This is a genomic window from Sporomusa sp., from assembly GCF_035561255.1.
GTDB lineage: Bacteria > Bacillota > Negativicutes > Sporomusales > Sporomusaceae > Sporomusa.
Genome location: NZ_DATMXX010000397.1, coordinates 1 through 3,266 on the forward strand (window position 1 = coordinate 1; position 3,266 = coordinate 3,266).

General features: G+C 42.2%; 2 protein-coding genes. One reads left to right on the forward strand and one right to left on the reverse strand.

Annotated elements, in window-relative coordinates; all coding sequences use genetic code 11:
* Positions 1 to 374 precede the first annotated feature (374 nt).
* On the forward strand, positions 375 to 1,913 hold the full coding sequence (locus VN379_RS22660) for an alanine/glycine:cation symporter family protein (protein WP_325538123.1): 1,539 nt from the start codon (positions 375 to 377) through the stop codon (positions 1,911 to 1,913).
* A 340-nt stretch (positions 1,914 to 2,253) separates the two neighbouring features.
* Here the strand turns inward: VN379_RS22660 and VN379_RS22665 are convergent, their stop codons facing one another.
* Complete coding sequence (locus tag VN379_RS22665; RefSeq protein ID WP_325538125.1) at positions 2,254 to 3,144, reverse strand: LysR family transcriptional regulator; 891 nt, start codon at positions 3,142 to 3,144, stop codon at positions 2,254 to 2,256.
* Between the last annotated feature and the right edge of the window lie 122 nt (positions 3,145 to 3,266).

The following is a 3,266-nucleotide window of genomic DNA, read 5'->3' on the forward strand; positions in this document are numbered from 1 at the left end:
AAAAAATATCTAAATATTTAGTAATTTTGGATGCGTTGCTTTAGCCTGCGATAATCTGGACCGCTTCATAGAACTTGCTTTACTACAAAGATGGGCAACATCAATACTGTGATTAAAATACGATGTAACTGCGGATTGATGTTTATCCATACAAGCCTTTCGTTGGTCCGAAAATAAATTTGGCTTGATCGAGGTGTAGCCAAATCGGAAGAAATACGCATTGATTTACACAATAAAGGGTTATGCAAGCTTAAGATTGGAGGTTTTATATTGCAGCTGCAAAATAGAAAGCGAAGAATCAAAATGAGCACAGCTTCAAAAGGAATCAGTATACCATTAATCATTCTATTCAATGATAAGGGGGAATCTTTAATATGGAACATATCGGTAATATAATTGGTCTCTTAAATGACTATGTTTGGTCACCAGCTATGTTGGTATTTGTTGTTATATCAGGTGTATATTTTTCCATCAGACTCCGCCTTACCCAAGTCCGTAATTTAAAGGATATGGTGAGAAATCTGGTAAGTAAACAAAGCTCGGAAAGCGGCATCTCCACCTTCAATTCATTTTGGACTACCATGGCTGCCCGTGTTGGTGTCGGTAATATCGCCGGTGTGGCAGTGGCTGTTTATCTGGGAGGTCCGGGTACAATCTTCTGGATGTGGGTTACATCTATTTTGCTTGCCGCCATATCATTTGCAGAATGCTCACTGGGACAGTTATACAAAATTCGGGTTGACGGTGAGTACCGCGGCGGTGCATACTATTGTGCAGAAATAGGCTTGGGCTGGAAATGGTTTGGCAAGCTGTTTGCTATAGTCACTGTTGTGGGAATGTTGTTCGGTATGCCTGGCATTCAGGCCAATATGATCGGCGAAGGCTTAAATCACAGCTTGGGGGTTTCCCCGTTGATGACCGGCGTGGTTGGTGCAATATTTCTGGGCATCATCATCCTCGGTGGTATCAAACGTATCAGCACCTTTGCTGCGGTTCTTGTTCCCATAAAGGTAGGTCTTTTTCTGGTGTTGACGGCAGTTGTACTAATTGCTAATTATGATAGAATCCCGACCATGTTTAGTTGGATTTTTTTATCTGCATTTGATCAAGGCTCGGTATTCGGCGGTATGATGGGCAGTGCGGTTGCTATGGGTATTAGACGCGCCACCTTCGCATCCGGTGCCGGTATGGGTGAAGAAACTCCGGCTGCGGCTGCGGCTGAGACGGCACATCCTGTCGGTCAGGGTTTGGCAAATTCCTTCGGTATCTATATGGACATCGTAATATGTACCTGTTCAGGACTCATGATCCTGGTTACTGACTGCTTCAATACGGCTTCCGGTTATATCGGTTCCGGTTCTGCCAAAATGGCGGAATTAGCTGCTGCCGGTAAGAACGGTATCGTATTTCCCCAGGAGGCTGTTGGTACACTCATGCCTGGTCTGGGCGAATTCGTTATGGGTGTGGTGGTAATATTGTTCGCTTTTACGACAATACTCAGCTATTATTATCAAGCTGAAACCGGTATGGCTTATATCTTAGGCAATGCCAGCGAGAGCACACGTAAAAATGTGTATTTGGTTATGAAGGTTATGGTATTAATGGTGTATATTTATTTCTCCACCACCACTTCGTCCGTTGCCTGGGCGGCAGCTGATCTGGCATGCGGTATGATGGTATGGCTGAATGTGTTAATGCTGTGGTTTTTGTTCCCGAAGGTCGTTGCTATACTGAATGACTATGAGGAACAACGTAAGGCAGGTCAGGTACCCTTCTTTGATCCTGATAAGGTCGGTATTAAGAACGTAGATCTCTGGAAAGAGATTAACAAGGACAAAATCACTGCTGTAAGAGAGAGCGACAAAGAAAAAATCACCGTTGCAAGATCGGGAAACCTTCAGCTAAATAGCTGACACCTTTTGCTGATTATCATAATGGATGAGTAGTTTCTAAAGGCTGGAAAAAGTGGCGATTAGGCTAAAGATTTTGTATCGACATGGTCGGGTAGACGTAAGCCGAGAGGCTCACGTCTACCCGACCACGGAATTTTGCGGATAGCTTAGGGGGCTGACTGACGGTAGGAGATTACTGTTGTTCTTATGAGTAGAATAGAGCTTCGAATTATTGTGGGCAATTAGAATGTTCGATACAATAAAGTGATATAGCAGTAGGTTCATACAAAAGGCAGACATGAGCTTTGTATAACAGAATTTTATGTCTGCCTTTTGTTTTTTAAAATATATTTTTTGTGTATCACTCAAAATCAAGATAATTATTGTCACGCAGCCAAGAACGGGTGCATGCAAGAAATTTTTTAGCAGCCGGAGATATATTTTTTAGAGAGCTCGCTGCTATGCCGATGATCCGATAATCCGCTTCCTCTAAATCTACAATATGGATGTTATCTGGTACATTCACCAAAATCAGTTCTGGCAGAATAGTGATCCCTAAGCCTTTTTGCACCATGGCCAAGATAGTCCGTTCTTCCATTAATTCATATTTTACTTGTAGGTTCAATTTGTGTTCGTTCAAGAGGCGTCTGATATTATCATCGCTGCCCCATTGCGGCATAATAAAAGATTCGTCTTTAATTTGATCATAGGAGATAACCTTCTGATGTCGTAGTGGGTGGTTAGGAGGAAGAATAACAACTAATTTATCCTTTTTTATGGGTATGGTTTCGAATGGTTTAGATGTGGGTAAAGATACAAAACCAAAATCGACGGTGCCGTTAGATATCCAGTCATTCATTTCATCATAGCAGCCCAGATAGGTTTTTACTTCAATGTGGGGATGCTTTTCACTAAAGTGTGCTAGAATCCCAGGCAACCACTGCATTGAAACACTTGATAGTGTCCCTAAACGTACAGTGCCGGTTTCAAGCCCTTTAATTGAAGCTATTTCTTGTCGCATAAGCGCTTCTTCATGCAAAATTCTTTGGACATAGATAAGAATGCGTTCGCCGTTGCTTGTTAAGCTAATACCTGAGCGATCGCGCTTAAGCAAGGAAAATCCTAATTCTGCTTCAAGGGTAGAGACGGCATAGCTGACTCCTGACTGAGTTAAATTGAGCTTTTCTGCAGCTTTGGTTAGGCTACCCAATTCAACAATAGTGCTAAATATCTCATATTTTGAAAGTGACAAGATAACCGACCCCCTGCATGATTAGTATGGGAAAAGCATATGCTGACTTTGGATGGTGAGTAAGGGGTTACGTAAACAAACTGTTTGAGCAACCACCATAGAATAAAAAAGTAGATATCTTA